This is a genomic window from Ruegeria sp. G12 (genome assembly GCF_056533565.1).
The window spans coordinates 153,573-172,399 of sequence record NZ_JBQFOO010000007.1 but is presented as its reverse complement, the minus strand read 5'-3'; the positions used below and the strand labels follow the sequence as shown (position 1 = coordinate 172,399).

Genomic DNA, 18,827 nt, shown 5'->3' with positions numbered 1-18,827 from the left:
TTGTCCCCGTAATGGGCATCCATACGGTTTCTGCATCGCAGCGAATTAAGCAAATCCGGGGGCGCAGGAATTCGCCAGACCCACCCGCACTGCCCAATTTTTAACCTACATGCTGGATGCGTGATTAAAAAATGAACTAACGGGACCGCGCATTGTTCAAAACCGGCAATGCGCCATAGAGATTCGACATCGCAGCGGTGAAAAAAGCGCCAGATGTTGAAGACCCGAAAGTTGCTGCGATCACACACCTGTCCTCGATAACGCCCGCAAAAGCGGCCTTACCGCCACGTGCCGAGGGGAGAATCGCGCTTAGCTCCAAGCCTCTGGGGAAACGCAGTGTTATTGACGGGTTCCGGCAGTCCGGATCGTTCAAATGCCTGTTTCCGCGCGGCGCCGGTACCCCTCTGGATGCTGTATTGCTGAACACGGCAGGGGGCGTGACAGGGGGCGACCGGTTTCTGTTCTCGGGCAAGGTGGCCTCGGGCACGACGATGACGCTGACCACGCAGGCCTGCGAGCGGGCCTACAAGGCGCAACCGGGACAGATTGGCACGGTCAGGAATGCCTTGACGGTTGCCCCGCAGGCGCGCGTGAACTGGCTGCCGCAGGAAACGATTCTGTTTAACGGTAGCGCCCTTGACCGGCGTTTGACGATCGACCTAGCACCAGAAGCCTCGGCGCTGATGGTTGAGCCGCTGGTTTTTGGACGCCCTGCGATGGGCGAGGTCCTGACCGATATTCAGCTTCGGGACCGGATCGAATTGCGCCGCGCAGGGATGCCCGTATTCCTTGATGCCGTGAACACTTCGGGCGATCTGAACGCCCACCTCGCCAAACCTGCAATCGCCAACGGCGCGGGTGCGATGGCCCTGGTCGTATTTGCTTCGGACACCGCCGGTGGCCAGCTGACGCCGGTCCGCGACCTGCTGCCGGATGCCGGAGGGGCCAGCCTGCTGCACGATGATCTGCTGGTGATCCGCCTGCTCGCCGACAACAGTTTTGCCCTGCGCCGCGCACTTATGCCGATATTGCAGCGGCTGAACAACAATACCCTCCCCCGATGCTGGATGCTCTGACATGAACCTGACGCCCCGAGAAAAAGACAAACTGCTGGTCGCCATGGCCGCCGAGGTCGCTCGCAAGCGGCTGGCCCGTGGCGTCAAGCTGAACCACCCCGAGGCGATTGCCCTGATCACCGACGCCGTGGTCGAAGGTGCCCGCGACGGGCGGTCGGTTGCCGACATGATGCAGGCCGGGGCCGAGGTGATCACCCGCGCGCAATGCATGGAAGGCGTGCCTGAGATGATTCACGAGGTTCAGGTCGAGGCTACCTTTCCCGACGGCACCAAGCTGGTGACTGTTCACAATCCCATTCGCTGACAAAGGAACACTGATATGACCCGTATGCTCTTCCCTGCCCTGATCTTGGCCGGCCCCGCCGCCGCCCATAACGGCACGCATATCCACGCGCATGGCATGGATTATGCCACTTTGGGCGTTGGTCTGGCGGTGGTCGCGCTGGCCGCCGTTGCCCTGATGGTGAAGCTGAACAAATGATCCCCGGCGAGCTGTTCCCTGCCGCGGGCGAAATCACGCTCAACCCGGGCGCTGAACCGGTGACGCTGATGGTGGCCAATACCGGCGACCGCCCGGTTCAGGTCGGCTCGCATTACCATTTCGCCGAGACCAACCCGGCGCTGGAGTTCGACCGCACCGCCGCCCATGGCCTGCGTCTGGACATCGCCCCCGGTACCGCTGTGCGGTTCGAACCGGGGCAAGCGCGCGAGGTTTCGCTGATCCCGATCAGTGGCGCGCGCAAGGTTTACGGGTTCAATCAAAAGGTCATGGGGCCGCTCTGATGCCAGCACAAATCAAACGTTCTGATTACGCCGCCATGTTCGGCCCCACCACCGGCGACAAGTTGCGGCTGGCCGATACCGATCTGGTGATCGAGGTGGAACGCGACCTGACAGCCGAACGCGCCGGGGCCGCAGCGACAGGCGGGACCGGAGACAATGCGCTGCTTTACGGTGAAGAGGTCAAGTTCGGCGGCGGCAAGGTCATCCGCGACGGGATGGGGCAATCGCAGGCCACGCGCGCCGAGGGGGCCGTGGATACGGTCATCACCAATGCGCTGATCGTGGACCATTCGGGTATCTACAAGGCCGATGTGGGCCTGACGGACGGGCGCATCGCCAAGATCGGCAAGGCCGGAAACCCCGACACGCAGCCCGGCGTCGACATCATCATCGGCCCCGGCACCGAGGCCATCGCGGGCGAAGGGCGCATCCTGACGGCTGGAGGATTTGACAGCCATATCCACTTCATCTGCCCGCAACAGATCGAGGACGCGCTGCATTCCGGCCTGACCACCATGCTGGGCGGCGGCACCGGTCCCGCGCACGGGACGCTGGCCACAACCTGCACCCCCGGCCCTTGGCATATCGGACGGATGTTGCAGGCAGCGGATGCATTTCCAATGAACCTTGCCTTTGCCGGTAAGGGCAACGCCTCGCTTCCCGCTGCACTTGAGGAACAGGTCAAGGCCGGTGCCTGCGCGTTGAAACTGCATGAGGACTGGGGCACCACGCCCGCGGCTATCGACTGCTGCCTCTCGGTGGCCGACGCAATGGACGTACAAGTAATGATCCACACCGACACGTTGAACGAATCCGGTTTCGTCGAAAACACCGTGGCCGCCATGAAAGGCCGGACGATCCATGCCTTCCACACCGAGGGCGCAGGCGGCGGTCATGCGCCGGACATCATCAAGATCTGTGGCGAGAACCACGTTCTGCCGTCCTCGACCAACCCCACGCGCCCCTTCACCGTAAACACGGTCGAAGAGCATCTGGACATGCTGATGGTCTGCCATCACCTCGACAAATCCATCCCCGAGGATGTGGCCTTTGCCGAAAGCCGCATCCGGCGCGAGACCATCGCCGCCGAAGATATTCTGCACGACATGGGCGCGTTCAGCATCATCGCGTCCGACAGTCAGGCCATGGGCCGGGTCGGAGAGGTACTGATCCGCACTTGGCAAACCGCTGACAAGATGAAGAAACAACGCGGCCGCCTGCCCGAGGAAACCGGCGACAACGACAACCTGCGCGTCCGCCGCTATATCGCCAAATACACCATCAACCCGGCCATCGCCCACGGCCTGAGCCATGAGATTGGCAGCATCGAAGAAGGCAAACGCGCCGATCTGGTGCTGTGGAACCCGGCGTTCTTTGGCGTCAAACCCGAGATGGTCCTGCTGGGCGGCACGATTGCCTGTGCGCAGATGGGCGATCCGAATGCCTCGATCCCGACACCGCAGCCGGTCTATAGCCGGCCGATGTTCGGGGCCTATGGGCGGTCGGTCGAACACTCGGCGATCACCTTTGTCTCGGCCGCCGCGCAGGCCGATGGGATCGGCGATACGCTCGGGCTGGCGAAACAGACCGTCGCGGTGCGCAATACCCGCGACATCGGCAAACAGGATTTGCTGCTGAACGATGCAACGCCGCAAATCGACGTCGACCCCGAAACCTATGAGGTGCGCGCCGACGGCGAATTGCTCACCTGCCAACCCGCCGAAGTACTGCCCATGGCGCAACGCTATTTCATGTTCTGAGACAGGAAGAAGGCCACGATGACCACCGCGATCAAGACCGCCCGCATCTATCACGACCATCCCCACACCCCGGCCTATGCGCAGGTGTCGCTGGACTATGACGGGCGCTTCCTGCGCCGCAAGATGCTGGCAACCGATGAGGGTGAGGCTTTTCTGGTCGATCTGGCCCAGACCAAATCGCTGGATCATGGCGGGGTTCTGGTGCTTGAAGACGGGCGCGAGATCGAGATCATCGCCGCCCCCGAAGACCTGCTGGAAATCACCGGCGACCATCTGCTGCGACTGGCATGGCATATCGGCAACCGGCACACGCCATGCCAGATCGAAGCGGGCAGGCTGCTGATCCAGCGCGATCACGTCATCCGCGACATGCTGACGAAGCTGGGGGCCAACATCCGCGAGGTCGTCGAACCCTTTACCCCCGAAGGCGGCGCATATGGTCATGGCAGGACCCATGGACACACCCACTAACGCTGACATCCTGACGCTGACGCAGTGGTTGTCCCCGGCCTATCCGGTGGGCGGCTTCGCCTATTCCCATGGGCTGGAGGCCGCGATCGAACAGGGCCGGGTCGCCGGCGCAGACCAGACAGGCGACTGGGTCACAACCGTGCTGCAACATGGCTCGGGTTGGAATGACGCGCTGTTTCTTGTGGCCGCCTATGATGCCGCTGACAGGGCTGCTTTGACCCGGATCGATGCCACCGCCCGCGCCTTTTGCGCCGGGTCCGAACGGCTGATGGAAACTGACCTTCTGGGTCAGGCCTTCTGGTCCGTGACCGGAGATATCTGGGGGCTGGACCTGCAACGCCTCACCTACCCGGTCGCGGTGGGCCGCGCCGCGCGGATGCAGAACCTGCCGCGCTTGCTGGTGACACAGATGTTCCTGCAGGCCTTCACCAGCAATCTGGTCGCCTGCGCCACCCGCCTTGTGCCGCTGGGTCAGACCGAGGCGCAGCGGTTGATCCGCGACCTGACGCCGTTCTGCGCCCAGATCGCCGAAACAGCGCAGCAGGCGGGTCTGGACGACCTGAGCTCGACCGCCTTCCTGTCTGATATCGCTGCAATGAAGCATGAAACACAATATTCAAGGATCTTTCGAACATGAGCAGTATGAACGGCCCCCTGCGCGTGGGCATCGGCGGCCCGGTCGGAGCGGGCAAGACCACCCTCACCGCCGCCCTCTCGGAAGCGCTGCGTGACGTCTGTTCCGTGGGCGTCATCACCAACGATATCTACACGCAAGAGGATGCCGAGGCGCTGATGCGGATGCAGATCCTACCGCAGGATCGGATCATCGGCGTCGAAACCGGCGGCTGCCCGCACACGGCGATCCGCGAGGATGCCTCGATCAATCTGGCCGCCGTGGCAGAGATGCAGGCCCGCCACCCCGATCTGGATGTGGTGCTGATCGAAAGCGGCGGCGACAACCTGTCGGCCACGTTCAGCCCCGAGCTGGCGGACCTGACGATATATGTCATCGACGTCGCCGCGGGCGAGGAAATCCCGCGCAAGGGCGGCCCGGCGATCACGAAATCGGACATCCTGATCATTAACAAAACCGACCTCGCCCCCCATGTCGGCGCATCGCTCGACGTGATGGAGCGCGACGCCACACGGATGCGAAAGGGCCGCCCGTTCGTGTTTTCGGCCCTACGCCACCGAAAAGGCATTGATGCGATTGTCAGCTTGTTGGCCCAGCATGGCGGTCTGAAAATTGCGGAAGGTTCAGTTGCAAGTTTTTGACAATTGACGCCCTGCGCCTGAACGTTTGAAGCCAACGGCCAAAAGACCCACAGCTCCGCCTGTACCGGTGTCCAAACCAGAGATTGGCGGCTTTACGGCGATCATACTGAAGCAAGGCGACATTGCCTGACGTTGGCTTTCGAAGGCCTAATCCAGAAAACCCCGTTCCAGTGCTCGGCGCATAGCGTGTTTGTCCGGGTTCTGCCCGGTCCAAAGCTCGACCCCGATCCGGCCCTGTTCGATCAGCATGTCAAGCCCGTCGATAATCTGGCAGCCGATGCCTTGCGCCTGCTGCAGCAACGGCGTCAGCGGCGGATTGGGGATCACATCGATCACAAGGGTTGACGTGGTCAACGTGCCGGTATCCAGCGGCACCATCGCGTCTGCATCCGGGTACATACCGATGGAGGTCGCATTGATGAATATGTCAGTGCCCTCGGGCAACCGAACCTGCCCGTCCAGCGGCATGAAGCGCGCCGTCAGCCCGCCCGCCTGCTGCTGAACCGCATCCGACAGCAGGGTCGCGACCAGATCTTCGCCTCGGCTTTTGTCCCGGTTGACCACGGTGATCTCGCGGACGCCGGCCAAAGCCAGTTCAACAGCAATCGCGCGTGCAGCGCCACCTGCGCCCAGAAGAACAACGCACTGACCCTCGGGCGAAGTGACATCCTGCAGCGCCCGGACCAGACCCCGCCCGTCGGTGTTTTCTCCGATCATTTGGGTGCCGCGCCGCACAACGCAGTTTACCGCGCCGATCAGGGCCGCTGACGGGGCGATTTCGTCCAGGTACTGCATGACGTTGATCTTGTGCGGCATCGTGCAGTTGAAACCGGCGAATCCCAGCGCGCGCAGGCCTAGAACTGCGTCCTCCAGACCTTCGGGCGTGACCTCTAGCGTCAGATAGCGCCAGCGCAGGTTGTGATGGTCAAAGGCGGCCTGCACCATCGGCTCGCTGGGGTTGTCCCAGACCGGCTGGCCGATAACGCCCACGAGGTCGGTCTTGTATTTCATGTCAGCCTCCGATCCGGGCAGAGCAGATCACGTGCTGCGGCTGCGCGATTTGATGTAGGTGTCGAAGGCCACAGCTGCGACGATGATGATGCCGATCACGATCTGCTGCCAGAACGGCTTGACGTTCAGCATGACCAGACCGTTTAGCAGAACCCCGATCAACAGCGCGCCAGCCGCGGTGCCCAGAACCGAGCCGATGCCGCCGAACAGGCTGGTACCACCGATGACAACGGATGCGATTACACGCAGCTCGAACCCGACCCCGGCCACCGCCTCGGCCGAGTTCAACCGCGCCGACAGGACAAAACCCGCCAGGCCAGCGCAGAAACCGGTGATCGTATAGACGCTGGCGACGACAAAGCCGACATTGATCCCCGACAGGCGCGCTGCTTCAGGATTGGCGCCAACGGCATAGACACTGCGGCCATAGCGGGTGTAGTTCAGCACATACCACGCCAGCGCAGTGCCGGTGACGAACAGGAAGACTGGTACTGGAATGCCCGCAATGTCGCCCCTGCCCCACCAGCGGTAGCCCGCGTCAAAGCCGCTGATCGGGCCGCCATCACCAACCAGCAAGGTGATGCCGCGGAACAGCGACATCCCGCCCAGCGTCACCACAAAGGGCGGCACCTTGAACACGGTTGTGGTCACGCCCTGCAAAGCCCCGGCAAGCGTCCCGACGGTGATCGAGGCCACAAGCGCCCAGAACCACCAGACGGTTTCCTTGTCTCCGCCGCCCAGCGAGAAGGACTCGGTCTGCCCTCCGGTCACAATCGCCGCCCCGACAATACCCGCCGCCGCCAGGGTCGAGCCGACAGACAGGTCGATCCCGGCAGTCAGGATCACGAAGGTCATGCCTATGGCCAAAAGGCCAAAGATCGACACTTCGGTCAGGATGTTGAAGATGTTGCGGGTCGACAGGAACCGTTCGTTATACGAGGTGAAGACCACCACCAGCAGCACCAGAAAGATCAACGGGGCCAGCTTGGCCAGCATCCCGGCCCAGTCAAAGCTCTGGCCTGTGGGGCTGTCCTTGCCTTGGGGTCTTGCACGGGCCGGACTTTTTCCATCGCTGCTCATATCTGTTCCTCTGCAAGGCCGGGTGCGGGGCTTGCCTGTGTCTGGGCGGGTGTCATGCTTTGCATCAGAGATTCCTCGGATGCGATTTTTCGGGTGAATTCGCCGGTGATCCGGCCCTCGGACATGGTCAGGATGCGGTCCGAGACGGTCAGGATTTCGGGCAGTTCAGATGAGATCACGATGACCGCTGCGCCGTGATCGGCAAGGCTGAACAGAATGTCATGGACCTGCGCCTTAGATCGGACATCGATCCCGCGCGTCGGTTCATCCACGATCAGGATTTTCGGCGCTTTCGCCAGCCAGCGCGCAATCAGCGCCTTTTGCTGATTGCCACCCGACAGCTTACCAATGGCCTGTCGCGCGCCGGCTACCTTGATATCCAGCTTGTCGCGGCTGTCCTCGAACAGGCGGGCCTCGGCCCCCAGATCCAATATGCCCAGACGGCCCGACAATTGTTCGAGCGAGGCCATCGAGATGTTCTGGTTGACCGGCAAATCCAGAAAGCAACCCTGTTTCTTTCGATCTTCCGTCACCAAACCGATGCCCGCCTTGATCGCCTGCCGGGGCGAGGTGATTTGCGCGGGTCTGCCTTCGATCAAAATCTCTCCGGTCAGCCTGTCATCAGCTCCGAAAATCATGCGCACCGTTTCCGTCCGCCCGGCCCCGACCAGACCGGCAATGCCCAGAACCTCTCCGAATTGGGCCTTGAAAGACACGTTATGGACGGTTGTGGCGTTGGGATCGCGCAGGTTGGGCACGCTGCAAAAATCGCGAATTTCCAGCGCGGTTTTACCGGTTTGGGCGGTGTCCCGCCGGGCGAAGATATGGGAAAACTCGCGCCCGACCATCGCATGTATCAGGCCATCTTCGTCGGTATCCGCAACTGCGCCCGACGCCACCATGCAGCCATCACGCAGCACCGAGTAGCGGTCGCAGACGCGGAACACCTCTTGCAGGCGATGGGTGACATAGACAACGCTGAGGCCTTGCCGTTTCAGCTCCCGTACGATCTCGAGCAGCCGGTCCACCTCGGACCCGCTGAGCGCGGCGGTGGGTTCGTCCATGATGATCAGCTTGGAATCAATCGACAGCGCCCGTGCGATTTCGACCATTTGCTGTTCGGCGACGCTCAGGCTGCTGACCAGCCGTGTGGGCGAGATGTCTAGACCGATCCTATCAAGCGCGACACGGGCTTCGCGATGCATCTGCTTGTGGCGGATTCCCAGCATGCCGCGTGGTTCTCGGCCCAGAAAGATATTCTCGGCCACCGAAAGCGGCGGGATCAGGCTAAATTCCTGATAAATCGTGACAACTCCCGCCTCCCGCGCCTCAAGCGGTGTAGAAGCGTTCAGCGGCATGCCGTTCAGGGACATCGTGCCCCGATCTGCAGGCTGCGCACCGCTGAGGATTTTCAGAAGCGTTGATTTTCCCGCCCCGTTTTCACCAAGCAGCGCGTGGACTTCTGCTGGGCCGACCTCAAAATCGACCTTGTCCAGAGCAACCACGCCGGGAAAGGTCTTGGTCAACCCTTGGACCCTCAGAAGTGGCTGTGAAGCAGTCGTGTGCACGGTGCGGCCCCCGGATGGCTTACGGGACGATGCGGGCAAAACGCCCGCACCCCGGCGCGATCTTACTTGATTTCACCGAACCGTTCAGCCTCTTCCAGATTGTCAGCGCTGATCATGCGCGGGATGATCAGGTTCACAACCTCCTTGGGCCGTTCGCCGCTGGTGACAAAGGCGTTGACGATCTGCACCGCGGTGCGCGATTGCAGGCCCGGAAACTGATCGACCGCGCCTGCCAGACCACCTTCGCGCACAGCCAACAGCGCCTCGGGGCCTGCGTCAAAGGCGATGATCTTGACCTGATCCTCGGCCCCCAGCGACCGAAGTGCCTCGAGCGCGCCCAGACCCATTTCGTCATTGGCGGCGACGATCACGTCGGGCATCTCAGAGAGGCCAGTCAGGATGGCGTTGGTCACGCTCAACCCCTGATCGCGACTCCAGTTCGCGGTCTGCTCGGCCACGATTTCGTACTTGTCGCTCAGCGGGTCGAGCACATTGTGCAGGCCCTGATTGCGGTCGATGGCGGGGCTGGCTCCGGGCTGACCCTGAAGGTTCACGACCCTTGCGCCATCCGGGAACTGCTCGACCACCCATTGCCCCTGCGCCTCGCCCCCGGCGACGTTATCGGCACCGACATGCGCTAGCAATCCATCCACACCATCGACACGGCGGTCGATGGTCACAACCGGGATCCCTTCGTTCACCGCATCCTCGATCGCACCCGCCAGCGCGTTCACGTCATTGGGGCTGATGATGATGCCATCGACACCCTGCACGATGGCATTTTCAACATCGGCCACCTGCTTGGGAGATTCATTGCGGCCATCCGCCTCGATCACCGAGATGCTCCCGATCTTCTCGGCCTCGTCATTGATGCTGCTTTGCATGTGGACAAAGAACGGGAATTGCAGCGACGGCATCGAGGACATGATCGTCATGTCTTCGGCAAATGCGGGGCTTGCGATGCCAATGCTCAGTGCGGCGGCGGCCATCATGCGCTTCATATCGGTGTGTTTCATCTTTTACCTCCTGGGTCTGCCTCGGTTTTGGCAACCGATGTCCAATGCTTTTTGACTTTTGCACACAAAAGTAGTTTCTTCAAGTTTGACGTGATGTGTGATTGAAGACCGGAATTCAACGCGGCAACCGACCGGAACAGGAGACAGCGGAGTGAGCGACGGGCGCACCCATCCGATGTATGCGCAAATCAGCGATCGGCTTGGCGATGCGATCCGCACCGGCCTTGTGCCGGATGGCACCGTGCTGACGGAATCCATCATTGCCGATCACTTCGAGGTCAGCCGTCAGACCGCCCGCAACGCGTTGCAAACGTTGCAGGGAAACGGGCAAATCATTGCCCGGGCAGGCAAACGCGGCTTTACCGTCGCCGCGCCGCTGGACACGCCGCCTAACAGCCCCGACCGGGCCGGTAACCCACTGGCGGGAATTGAAAAGCTACCGCCTACGATCAAATGGATCGAACGTTACGACGCCATCAAATTCGAACTTCTGGCCCTTGCCAGCGCCGGAGAGCGCCGGATCGTTCCGTCTAAGCTGGCCGAATGCCATGACATCAGCCGCACCGTATTGCGCGACATTCAGGTGCGACTGGTCGAGGATAACATTATGCGCCTGGACGGGCAGAAATGGGTGCTGAACCGCTTTGACGCGCGCGCCATCGCAGAGCAATTTCAGGTCAGAATCCTACTCGAACCACATGCGCTGAGCGAAGGCTTCGACCGGATCGATCAGGGATTTCTAAAGGATTGCATTGCCCGCCTGGAATCCGCGAACCAGCAAAGCGCTTCGCTGACGTCACAACGGCTGGAACAGCTCGAGGCTGATCTGCACGATCACCTGCTGTCTTATTGTGGCAACGACTTCCTGATGGCGGTCTTGCGGCGCAGCCGGTTGGTGCATGTCTTCAACAGCTTCTATTTCCCCCGCTACAGTTCGCGCCACCTGTTTGCGGACGAACATACCGAGGTGTTTACCGCAGCCCTTGCGGGGAACCTGCAGGGGGCCCGGTCAGCACTGGTCCGGCATCTGGAGAGCTCATCGCAAAAGACACAGGAACGACTTGAGCGGTTCAAACAGGAAAACGCAGGTCTGGATTACCCCTATGCGCGTTCTTTGTAGAAAACCGCGCGAGCACGGGGAACAGAGGACATGACCGCCCAAACCCTGCGCTTCAGATTTACTGCGCTGCCCCGGGGCGACCCCATCGACTTTTTCAAATGCGGACAATTCTTCATCTGTGGCTTCAGAAGCGGTCATTTGTGCGGTAGCCGAATAGTTCCCAGAGGTCAGCACCGCGACAAAATTACAGGTGCCAAATTGGCCGATGGGTCAAGTGCGGCATTCGGGTGTCGACGGGTGTTCAAGACATCGTTATCCGACCGGGGAAAGATGTTAATTTGACACCCCAGTGCAGTATAGATTTCAGGCAACGCGGGACATGCCCCACCATTCAGGGGTTCGCCAATGCCTCGCCAGCTCATCTTAAAGGACAGCATACCATGGCAGGAAGTTCCTACGTGCCCCGCGCGGGCCGATACGACGATATGATCTATAATCACTGCGGGCACAGCGGCTTGAAACTGCCCGCAATTTCACTGGGGCTTTGGCACAATTTCGGTGCGGACAGACCACATAGCCTTAAACAAGCCTTGTGCCGGACGGCTTTTGACCTTGGCATCACACATTTTGATCCGGCCAACAATTACGGCCCCCCTCCGGGCAGTGCCGAAGAAGCCTTTGGGCAAATCCTGAAAACGGATTTTGCCGGGTATCGGGATGAGTTGGTCATCTCATCCAAGGCCGGCTACGACATGTGGCCCGGTCCTTATGGCGAATGGGGCAGCCGCAAGTATCTGATCGCGTCCTGTGATCAAAGCCTCAAACGCATGGGGCTGGACTATGTCGATATCTTCTATTCGCACCGGTTCGATCCCAATACCCCGCTGGAAGAAACCATGGGCGCGTTGGATCAGATCGTGCGGTCCGGTAAGGCGCTCTATGTCGGGATATCATCCTACAACTCGCAGCGCACGCGCGAGGCTGCTGCCATCCTGAAAGATCTGGGCACGCCCTGCATCATCCATCAGCCCAGCTACAACATGATCAACCGCTGGGTCGAAACGGATGGGTTGAAAGACACGCTTAAGGAATTGGGTATCGGATCCATCGCTTTCACGCCGCTGGCGCAGGGGATGCTGACCGGGAAATACCTGAGCGGCGTTCCGCAAGACAGCCGGGCGGCGGATTACAAATCGCTGAATCCCGGCCTGCTGACTGAAAAGACTATCGAAAACCTACGCAACCTGGATGCCATCGCCAAACGCCGGGGGCAGACGCTGGCGCAGATGGCACTGGCCTGGGTGCTGCGCGATGGCGGGATCACAACGGCGCTGATCGGCGCATCCAGATCAGAGCAGATCACCGATTGCGTCGGGGCCCTGAAAAACATCGAGTTTACATCCGATGAACTGGCCGAGATTGACCTCTATGCCGCCAATGGCGAGGTCAACCTGTGGTCGCAGTCCTCTAACGCTTAATCCGATTTGAACAAGGAACTAAGTATGAACAAACCTGTTATTGGTTTTATCGGCGTCGGCCTGATGGGGCACGGCATGGCCAAGAATATTGTCGAGAAAGGCTACCCGCTGGTCGTGAAGGGCCACCGCAACCGTGCGCCCGTCGATGATCTGCTGCATCGGGGCGCGACCGAGGTCAAAACCGCAAAAGACATGGCCGCCAAGTGCGATATCATCCACCTGTGCGTCTCCGGCAGCCCGCAAGTGGAGCAGATCGTGCGCGGCCCCGAGGGGATTTTGGCCTCGGGCAAAAAGGGTCTGATCGTTGTCGATTGCTCGACCTCTGATCCGGTCTCAACCCTGCAACTGGCGACCGAACTGCGCGCGGCGGGCATGGATCTGGCCGACGCACCCCTGGCCAAAACTCCGGTCGAGGCCGAAGCGGGCACGCTGGACACGATGGTCGGCGCGACGCCCGAGACGTTTGAAAAGATCAAACCGGTTCTGGATTGCTGGTCCGGATTGGCCGTGCATCTGGGCGAGGTTGGTCTTGGGCACAAGATGAAGCTGATCAACAACTTCATCTCACTTGGCTATGCAGCGCTTTATTCCGAGGCGCTGGCGATTGCCGAGAAATCAGGCCTGACTGTTGAGCAAGTGGATTCCATTATCCGACCAGGCCGTCTGTCGAACGGGTTCTATGAGACCTTCATGAAATGGACGTTGGAGCGGGACGAAAACGCGCATCGGTTTTCTGTCACCAATGCCCATAAGGACATGCGGTATCTGACCAACCTGGCCAACAGCGTTGGGGCCCTCAACCCGGTGCAGGCGGATGTGCGGAACGCGTTCGCAGCGATGGACGCCGCAGGTCAGGGTGAGCGGTACCTGCCGATGCTGGCGGATTTCATCGCGCAGATGAACGGTCTGGACAGGGGCAAATAACCCTAGCGTTCCGCCGTATTCACAAAAACCGAATAGACCGAGGTGGTCGCGGTGATGAACAGCACATTGCCGCGCTCACCGCCAAAGGTCAGGTTGGCGACCCGTTCGGGCACCAGAATCTTGCCCAGCAGGTCTCCGGACGGGGAAAACACATGCACGCCATCCCCGGCAGAGCACCAGACGTTGTCATGGCGATCCACCCGCAGTCCATCAGGCAGACCGTTGTCGATCTCGGCAAAGCGGCGTCCGTTGGTCAGGGTGCCGTCTGGCAAGACATCAAAGGCTTTCAGGATCGACGGGACCGAGGCATCGTGGCTGCTGCCAGACTCGGCAACGTATAGCCGCGTTTCATCCTTGGAAAAGGCCAGCCCGTTGGGTTGAACAAATCCATCCGCGACGGGCGTTAGCGAGAAATCCTCGGGGTCCACCCGGTACACATAATTTCCATCCTGTTCGGGATCGGCCTTGTGTCCTTCCAGATCGGACAGGATTCCGTAGGTTGGATCGGAAAACCAGATGGACCCGTCCGAGTGCACCACCACGTCATTTGGTGAATTCAGACGTTTGCCCTGATATGCATCGGCCAGAACGGTCCGGCTGCCGTCATGCTCGGTCCGCACGACAGATCGGGTCCCGTGTTGGCAGGTCACCAGACGGCCCTGTGGGTCGCGGGTGTTGCCATTGGCATAGTTGGATGCGGTGCGAAAAACGCTTGTGCCCGCATCCGGCGTCCAGCGCAGGATGCGTTCATTGGGAATATCCGAGAACAGCAGCGTATTATGCGCGGGAAACCAGACCGGTCCTTCGGTCCAGGTATGCCCGGTGGATATGCGCGACAGCGCCAGATTGGCATGGATCAGATCGCTAAACTCGGGACGGACGACATCGTATAGCTGTGTGCTGGTCATGCGTTATATCCTTTCCGATTGGCCAGAGTGACGACGCCGACGATCACCAGACCGGTCAAAACAAGCCGAATACCGGCGCCCAACCCATAAGAGTTCAGCATCGAAACGATGAGGAACATGAACAGTGCAGCCCCCCAGATGCCCGGCACGTTGGAATTGCCCCCGCCGATCGAGGACCCTCCGATCACGACCACGGCGATGGACATCAGCATGTATTCTGTGCCCATGTTCAGGTTCGCGCCTCCCGAGAAGCTGGCCAACAGAAACCCGGCCAGTGCGGCACAGACAGCCGAGTTCACATAGACGGCGAACCGCACCGCGTTTACGGGAACGCCACTTAGCCGAGCAGCGCGCAGGTTCTGGCCGATGGCGGAAATCCAGCGCCCGACGATGGCGCGTTCTAGCAAAAGCCAAGCCAGCACCGCCAACCCGATCCCCACAAGCGCCACGTTGGGCACGCCCAGCGTTCCACCGGTGGCGAAATCGGCCAGGGGCTCGGGCGGTTTGATCCGCAGGCCCCGGTTCGACCAGATCGCCAGTGATTGATAGAGGAAAGACGCCGACAGGGTCGCAATGATCGGCGGAATGCGCAGCAGCAGGATCAGCGTGAAGTTCAGAACCCCGCAGCCGATGCCGACGCCGATAGCGACCAGCAATCCGGGCAAGATCAGCCCGGTCTGCGTGTCCATGAACTTGAGCGCAAGCGTAGCAGCCAATGTCATCGAGGCTGGTATCGACAGATCGACATTTCCCGGCCCCAGCGTGATCACCAACATCTGCCCGATCCCGACAATCGCCGAGAATGAGGCAAAGGTCAGCGCCGCATACAGCAACGACCCCGCCCCCGATCCGGCAATCATGCTGGTCGCGCCAAAGGTCAGCGCAGCCGCCACATAAGCCCAGAGCCAGGGTTTACGCAGCAGATTGCGCAAAGGGCCGCGGGGCGCGGCCATCGGTGTTGCCTCATCCGTCATGCGGTCGCCCCCCTGCGCACGAACAGCAGCCGCACGGCCAGTACCAGGATCAGGATCGCGCCCTGCGCGCCGATCTGCCAATCCGGGGACAGTCGCAGAAAGGACAGGAAGCTGGCGGCCAGCGTCAGCGTCAGCGCTCCGATTACCGCGCCGAAGGGGGAGATGCGGCCACCCACGAACTCGCCGCCGCCAAGGATCACTCCGGCAATCGACAACAGCGTGTAACGCAGCGCGATATTGGCATCCGCAGCGGTCGTCAACCCGACCAGACACATCCCGGCCAGAACGCCGAACAGCCCGGCCAGCCCGTAAGCCCCGGCACGCAGCTTGACCACGGACCACCCTGCCCGCTCCATCGCGCGTTCATTTCCGCCAACGCCTTGCAGGATCACACCGACCCACGACCGCTTGATCAGCAGATGAACCGCAAAGGCAATGACCAGCGGCGCAATCACGGCAATGGGCACCAGCGGCGTCTTAAGGCTCATCAGCGTTTTTAGCCACTGGGGCGCGGCACCGCCGGGTGACGGCAGGATCAAAACCGCGAGCCCGCCCCAAACGAAAGACATGCCCAGCGTCACAACAATGGCAGGCAAGCCACGCAGCTGGATCAGGGCACCCAGTGCCGCATAGGCCAGAATGGCGGCAGCCAGAATGGCATATCCCAGCAGCGGCGTGTCATGCACGAAAGTCGCCGTCACGCAGGCGCAGAAGCTGACGAAGGTACCGATCGACAGGTCGATATCGTTGACCATGATGATCATCATCTGCGCAATCGTCGCCAGCGCCACCGGGATTGCCAGATTGAACAGCAGGTTCAGGCCGAAATAGCTCATCGCGCGGGGCTGCAGGTAGAATACCGCCCCAAGCAAAACAGCCAGTGACAAAACCGGCAGCAAAAGACGCATGCGGTCGGCGGTCATTCCGCGGCCTCCTGCATTTCGAACGAGGCGCGCAGGATGTTTTCCTCGGAAATGTCGTCGCCGCTCAGTTCCGCAGCAATTGCGCCTGCGCGGAACACAAAGACCCGGTCGCATTCCAGAATTTCATCCGTCTCGGTCGAATACCACAGAAAGCTGCGGCCCTTGGCGGCCTCATCCTGAATCATCTGGTAAACTTCTTTCTTGGTCCCCACATCCACGCCGCGCATGGGGTCATCCATCACCACAATCGGCGCGCCCGAGGCCAGCGCACGGGCAAACAGAACCTTCTGCTGGTTTCCGCCCGATAGGGACAGGATCGGGTTCAGCAGGTTGGCGGTGCGAATTCCGATCCGCTCTTTCCAGTTTTGCGCCAGCCCGGCCTCATTGCCGCGATCCACCATGATCCTACGGCTGAACTCGGGCAGCGTGGTCAGGGACAGGTTGCGCAGGATCGACCAAAGCGGCATCACTCCGTCGCGCGACCGATCCCCGGCCACGAAGACCACTTCGGGCCGTTTCTGGGTTTTCCAGACCGAGGAATGGTCGAAGAAGATTTGCGCCAAAGCCTCGGCTTGCCCGTGCCCGGCCAAACCGGCCAGACCCACGATCTCGCCTTTTCGCGCATTCAGGCCGTTCTCGGACTGGATCACCTCGGGCCCAAGGTCGCGGGTTGAACCGGCCTCCTCCGCGTCGTCATGATCGGGGGCGACGTGACCCATGGCATCGACGATACTGCTGCGGGTAAAGGCCCCAGCCGGTTGGTCATCGACAATCTGGCCGTCTTTCATGATGACGATTCGGGTTGCGACCTCGAACACCTCACCCATCATGTGCGAGATGAATAGAACCGCCCCGCCAGAGGCGCAGAACCGTTTGATATGATCCAACAATTGCTGGGCGATGGCTGCATCCAGCGAAGATGTCGGTTCATCCAGAATAACAAGACGGGCCACACGGTCGCGCTCGGCAAAGGCAATCGCAATCTCAACCATCTGACGCTCGGCAATGGTCAGATCGCCCACGGTCGCATGCGCGCGGATGCCATGGCCGGGAAAGACAAGGTCCAGCGCGTCGGTGATCTTCTGCTGCGCCAGACGACGCCAGCCCCTGCGGGGCATGTTGCGGTAGGGGATGCGCAGATTCTCAAGAACGGTCAGGTTCGGACATAGCGACAGTTCCTGAAACACGCTGCGCACCCCGGCGTTTTGCGCGTTCTGGCTGTTTCTCAGCGCCGCATCTCCGCCACGATACAGAACGGTCCCACCAGTCTGGGTGAGCCGTCCGTTGATCACATTCGCTAGTGTCGACTTTCCGGCCCCGTTATGTCCCACCAACCCAACGCATTCGCCCGCGCCGATGGTGATCGACGCGGAGCGCAGCGCGTGGACCGGGCCAAAGGACATATCGGCCCCGTCCAGCGTGACAACCGGCGCATCGGATGCGCCGGGTCTTTTTTGGGTTTCCGTCATGGATTACTTGGAGTCGGCGATGACAGCCTTAGCCTCATCCAATGTATATTCAACATTGGCGACCGAGCCCTTGGGCGTGGTTTTCAGGGCTTCTTCCAAATCGTCCTGTGTGATGGTCAGGAAGGGCACGGTCAGGTCCTTGGGCACATCCGCCCCATCCAGAACCTGCTGCGCAACCCAGAAGGCCAGCGTGCTGACACCGGGCGCGATTGACAGCGAGGTTGTCTCGTATCCATTGGCCGCCTTTTCATCGGCCCACCACTGCATCTCGTCCTGGCGGTTGCCCATGACGATGGTCGGCATCGGGCGATCCGTGGCCCCAATCGCCTGCGCCGCGCCATAGCCATCACCGCCCTGGGTCACGACACCCACGATCTCGGGCAGGCTGGGAAGGACACCGGCAACGGCTTTTTGCGCCACATCCTGCGCCCAATCGCCATGCACCGAACCGACGATTTCGAAATTGGAGTTCTTGACCTCATCATGAATGCCAGCGCTGATCTCGTCATCGACGAACACACCGGCCAGACCACGAATTTCCAGCAGGTTGCCGCCATCAGGATAACGTTCCGCGAGGTACTTCACCTGTTCGCGGCCCATCTGCTGAAAGTCGACGGCGATGCGCCATGCGCAGGGTTCCTGCACGATGCCGTCAAAGGACACAACGGTGATCCCCGCGTCACAGGCCGCCTTGACCGCCCCGTTGATCGCGGTGGGTGAGGCTGCGTTGATGACGATGGCGTCATAGCCCTGCAGGATCATGTTCTGAATCTGCGCCGCCTGCTCGGTGGCCTGGTTTTCCGAGGTTGTGAACGCATCAGCTGCAGCGACAATGCCTTCGGCAACCGCGGCGTCCCCGTTCTTTTTCCAGCTTTCCAGCATCGCCTGACGCCACGAGTTTCCGGCATAGTTGTTCGACAGTGCAATGCGTTTGTCAGACGTATCCGCCGCAACGCTGGATGCAGCAGCAACTAAGGTGGTCCCGGCAACCGCGCCGAGCAATATGGCCTTCAGTGTCATCTTATCCTCCCTGAGCGGCCCAACCGCCGCG

General features: G+C 60.9%; 20 protein-coding genes. 11 read left to right on the top strand and 9 right to left on the bottom strand.

Annotation, left to right across the window (positions count from 1 at the left end; translation table 11 throughout):
- Positions 1-197: 197 nt before the first annotated feature.
- From ACR0JN_RS16455 to ureG, 8 genes are read left to right on the top strand one after another with little or no spacing between them, the layout of a single operon-like run.
- Complete coding sequence (locus tag ACR0JN_RS16455; RefSeq protein ID WP_480887223.1) at positions 198-1,076, top strand: urease accessory protein UreD; 879 nt, start codon at positions 198-200, stop codon at positions 1,074-1,076.
- A 1-nt stretch (position 1,077) separates the two neighbouring features.
- Positions 1,078-1,380, top strand: coding sequence for an urease subunit gamma (locus tag ACR0JN_RS16450; RefSeq protein ID WP_152460019.1), 303 nt, complete (start codon positions 1,078-1,080; stop codon positions 1,378-1,380).
- 15 nt (positions 1,381-1,395) lie between these two features.
- Positions 1,396-1,557 (top strand): peptidase M23, encoded by a 162-nt coding sequence (locus ACR0JN_RS16445; RefSeq protein WP_480887221.1) that lies wholly within the window; start codon positions 1,396-1,398, stop codon positions 1,555-1,557.
- A complete protein-coding gene (locus ACR0JN_RS16440) occupies positions 1,554-1,859 on the top strand; it encodes an urease subunit beta (RefSeq protein WP_480887219.1) in 306 nt (101 codons plus the stop codon). Before ACR0JN_RS16445 ends, ACR0JN_RS16440 begins: the two co-directional genes overlap by 4 nt.
- Positions 1,859-3,619 (top strand): urease subunit alpha, encoded by a 1,761-nt coding sequence (gene ureC, locus ACR0JN_RS16435; protein WP_480887218.1) that lies wholly within the window; start codon positions 1,859-1,861, stop codon positions 3,617-3,619. Before ACR0JN_RS16440 ends, ureC begins: the two co-directional genes overlap by 1 nt.
- Before the next feature lie 18 nt (positions 3,620-3,637).
- Complete coding sequence (gene ureE, locus ACR0JN_RS16430; RefSeq protein WP_480887217.1) at positions 3,638-4,090, top strand: urease accessory protein UreE; 453 nt, start codon at positions 3,638-3,640, stop codon at positions 4,088-4,090.
- Positions 4,074-4,727, top strand: coding sequence for an urease accessory protein UreF (locus ACR0JN_RS16425; protein ID WP_480887215.1), 654 nt, complete (start codon positions 4,074-4,076; stop codon positions 4,725-4,727). Before ureE ends, ACR0JN_RS16425 begins: the two co-directional genes overlap by 17 nt.
- A complete protein-coding gene (gene ureG / locus ACR0JN_RS16420; protein ID WP_480887213.1) occupies positions 4,724-5,365 on the top strand; it encodes an urease accessory protein UreG in 642 nt (213 codons plus the stop codon). The genes ACR0JN_RS16425 and ureG overlap by 4 nt, the downstream gene beginning before the upstream one ends.
- A 147-nt stretch (positions 5,366-5,512) precedes the next feature.
- Here ureG and aroE read toward each other — a convergent pair whose 3' ends face one another.
- From aroE to ACR0JN_RS16400, 4 genes are all read right to left on the bottom strand, one after another.
- The gene (gene aroE / locus ACR0JN_RS16415) at positions 5,513-6,376 is read right to left on the bottom strand and encodes a shikimate dehydrogenase (RefSeq protein ID WP_480887210.1); all 864 of its coding nucleotides are present in this window, start codon (positions 6,374-6,376) and stop codon (positions 5,513-5,515) included.
- Positions 6,377-6,403: 27 nt separating this feature from the next.
- Positions 6,404-7,456, bottom strand: coding sequence for an ABC transporter permease (locus ACR0JN_RS16410; protein WP_480887207.1), 1,053 nt, complete (start codon positions 7,454-7,456; stop codon positions 6,404-6,406).
- Positions 7,453-8,982, bottom strand: a complete 1,530-nt coding sequence (locus tag ACR0JN_RS16405) for a sugar ABC transporter ATP-binding protein (RefSeq protein WP_480887205.1) — start codon at positions 8,980-8,982, stop codon at positions 7,453-7,455. The genes ACR0JN_RS16410 and ACR0JN_RS16405 overlap by 4 nt, the downstream gene beginning before the upstream one ends.
- Before the next feature lie 104 nt (positions 8,983-9,086).
- Complete coding sequence (locus ACR0JN_RS16400) at positions 9,087-10,040, bottom strand: substrate-binding domain-containing protein (RefSeq protein ID WP_480887204.1); 954 nt, start codon at positions 10,038-10,040, stop codon at positions 9,087-9,089.
- A gap of 151 nt (positions 10,041-10,191) precedes the next feature.
- On the opposite strand from ACR0JN_RS16400, the gene ACR0JN_RS16395 reads away from it, so the two are divergent.
- The 3 genes from ACR0JN_RS16395 (at position 10,192) to ACR0JN_RS16385 (ending at position 13,502) form a co-directional block, all read left to right on the top strand.
- A complete protein-coding gene (locus ACR0JN_RS16395) occupies positions 10,192-11,160 on the top strand; it encodes a GntR family transcriptional regulator (RefSeq protein WP_480887201.1) in 969 nt (322 codons plus the stop codon).
- A 380-nt stretch (positions 11,161-11,540) separates the two neighbouring features.
- Positions 11,541-12,578, top strand: a complete 1,038-nt coding sequence (mgrA, locus tag ACR0JN_RS16390; RefSeq protein ID WP_480887199.1) for an L-glyceraldehyde 3-phosphate reductase — start codon at positions 11,541-11,543, stop codon at positions 12,576-12,578.
- A gap of 24 nt (positions 12,579-12,602) precedes the next feature.
- Positions 12,603-13,502, top strand: coding sequence for an NAD(P)-dependent oxidoreductase (locus ACR0JN_RS16385; protein ID WP_480887197.1), 900 nt, complete (start codon positions 12,603-12,605; stop codon positions 13,500-13,502).
- 2 nt (positions 13,503-13,504) lie between these two features.
- Here the strand turns inward: ACR0JN_RS16385 and ACR0JN_RS16380 are convergent, their stop codons facing one another.
- Genes ACR0JN_RS16380 through ACR0JN_RS16360 form a run of 5 tightly spaced genes read right to left on the bottom strand, consistent with a single transcriptional unit; the run spans position 13,505 to position 18,796 of the window.
- Complete coding sequence (locus tag ACR0JN_RS16380; RefSeq protein WP_480887195.1) at positions 13,505-14,410, bottom strand: SMP-30/gluconolactonase/LRE family protein; 906 nt, start codon at positions 14,408-14,410, stop codon at positions 13,505-13,507.
- The gene (locus ACR0JN_RS16375; protein WP_480887192.1) at positions 14,407-15,384 is read right to left on the bottom strand and encodes an ABC transporter permease; all 978 of its coding nucleotides are present in this window, start codon (positions 15,382-15,384) and stop codon (positions 14,407-14,409) included. Before ACR0JN_RS16375 ends, ACR0JN_RS16380 begins: the two co-directional genes overlap by 4 nt.
- Positions 15,381-16,307: an ABC transporter permease gene (locus ACR0JN_RS16370; protein WP_480887190.1), complete on the bottom strand. Its 927-nt coding sequence runs from the start codon at positions 16,305-16,307 to the stop codon at positions 15,381-15,383. The genes ACR0JN_RS16375 and ACR0JN_RS16370 overlap by 4 nt, the downstream gene beginning before the upstream one ends.
- Positions 16,304-17,776 (bottom strand): sugar ABC transporter ATP-binding protein, encoded by a 1,473-nt coding sequence (locus tag ACR0JN_RS16365; protein WP_480887189.1) that lies wholly within the window; start codon positions 17,774-17,776, stop codon positions 16,304-16,306. Before ACR0JN_RS16365 ends, ACR0JN_RS16370 begins: the two co-directional genes overlap by 4 nt.
- Positions 17,777-17,779: 3 nt before the next feature.
- The gene (locus tag ACR0JN_RS16360; RefSeq protein WP_480887186.1) at positions 17,780-18,796 is read right to left on the bottom strand and encodes a substrate-binding domain-containing protein; all 1,017 of its coding nucleotides are present in this window, start codon (positions 18,794-18,796) and stop codon (positions 17,780-17,782) included.
- Positions 18,797-18,827: the final 31 nt, after the last annotated feature.

Excerpts from the sequence above, each read along its gene's own strand:
- ureC (WP_480887218.1), top strand. The coding sequence starts at position 1,859 with ATGCCAGCACAAATCAAACGTTCTGATTACGCCGCCATGTTCGGCCCC.
- ACR0JN_RS16375 (WP_480887192.1), bottom strand. The coding sequence starts at position 15,384 with ATGACGGATGAGGCAACACCGATGGCCGCGCCCCGCGGCCCTTTGCGC.
- ACR0JN_RS16365 (WP_480887189.1), bottom strand. The coding sequence starts at position 17,776 with ATGACGGAAACCCAAAAAAGACCCGGCGCATCCGATGCGCCGGTTGTC.
- ACR0JN_RS16385 (WP_480887197.1), top strand. The coding sequence starts at position 12,603 with ATGAACAAACCTGTTATTGGTTTTATCGGCGTCGGCCTGATGGGGCAC.
- ACR0JN_RS16380 (WP_480887195.1), bottom strand. The coding sequence starts at position 14,410 with ATGACCAGCACACAGCTATACGATGTCGTCCGTCCCGAGTTTAGCGAT.
- ACR0JN_RS16360 (WP_480887186.1), bottom strand. The coding sequence starts at position 18,796 with ATGACACTGAAGGCCATATTGCTCGGCGCGGTTGCCGGGACCACCTTA.
- ACR0JN_RS16370 (WP_480887190.1), bottom strand. The coding sequence starts at position 16,307 with ATGACCGCCGACCGCATGCGTCTTTTGCTGCCGGTTTTGTCACTGGCT.
- mgrA (WP_480887199.1), top strand. The coding sequence starts at position 11,541 with ATGGCAGGAAGTTCCTACGTGCCCCGCGCGGGCCGATACGACGATATG.
- ACR0JN_RS16410 (WP_480887207.1), bottom strand. The coding sequence starts at position 7,456 with ATGAGCAGCGATGGAAAAAGTCCGGCCCGTGCAAGACCCCAAGGCAAG.
- ureE (WP_480887217.1), top strand. The coding sequence starts at position 3,638 with ATGACCACCGCGATCAAGACCGCCCGCATCTATCACGACCATCCCCAC.
- ureG (WP_480887213.1), top strand. The coding sequence starts at position 4,724 with ATGAGCAGTATGAACGGCCCCCTGCGCGTGGGCATCGGCGGCCCGGTC.
- ACR0JN_RS16425 (WP_480887215.1), top strand. The coding sequence starts at position 4,074 with ATGGACACACCCACTAACGCTGACATCCTGACGCTGACGCAGTGGTTG.
- aroE (WP_480887210.1), bottom strand. The coding sequence starts at position 6,376 with ATGAAATACAAGACCGACCTCGTGGGCGTTATCGGCCAGCCGGTCTGG.
- ACR0JN_RS16450 (WP_152460019.1), top strand. The coding sequence starts at position 1,078 with ATGAACCTGACGCCCCGAGAAAAAGACAAACTGCTGGTCGCCATGGCC.
- ACR0JN_RS16400 (WP_480887204.1), bottom strand. The coding sequence starts at position 10,040 with ATGAAACACACCGATATGAAGCGCATGATGGCCGCCGCCGCACTGAGC.
- ACR0JN_RS16440 (WP_480887219.1), top strand. The coding sequence starts at position 1,554 with ATGATCCCCGGCGAGCTGTTCCCTGCCGCGGGCGAAATCACGCTCAAC.
- ACR0JN_RS16445 (WP_480887221.1), top strand. The coding sequence starts at position 1,396 with ATGACCCGTATGCTCTTCCCTGCCCTGATCTTGGCCGGCCCCGCCGCC.